This is a genomic window from Sphingobacterium sp. UBA7253 (assembly GCF_002472745.1).
GTDB classification, from domain to species: Bacteria; Bacteroidota; Bacteroidia; order Sphingobacteriales; family Sphingobacteriaceae; genus Sphingobacterium; species Sphingobacterium siyangense.
In genome coordinates this window covers 10,065-10,342 of the sequence record NZ_DKSP01000247.1, presented here as the reverse complement: position 1 = coordinate 10,342, position 278 = coordinate 10,065, and the positions used below count along the sequence as shown (strand labels likewise).

The 278-nt window shown below is 33.5% G+C and carries 1 protein-coding gene; it reads left to right on the top strand.

The window, feature by feature from the left end; all coding sequences use genetic code 11:
- A partial coding sequence (locus tag B2X72_RS26065; protein ID WP_286852105.1) for a helix-turn-helix domain-containing protein occupies positions 1-180 on the top strand: 180 nt, incomplete at its 5' end.
- Between the last annotated feature and the right edge of the window lie 98 nt (positions 181-278).

The window sequence follows — 278 nt, the reverse complement described above, 5'->3', positions numbered from 1 at the left end:
CAACTTCAACATTATATCCATTTAACACACACCGATCTGCAGGTGTCAGAAATAGCTGATCTATTACAATTTAATGAAGCAAATTATTTTAACCGGTTTTTTAAAAAGATGACGGGTCTAACTCCTACAGCATACCGTCAAGACGCTTTGCAACTTATGAAAAGTCCACTTACTATTTAAATCGATAAAAAGTCCAATTATCGCCTCAATCCGTATAAGTCTTCTGCGGCGAACATTCTTGAAATTTGTATCATTTAACAAATAATAGAAATGTACAA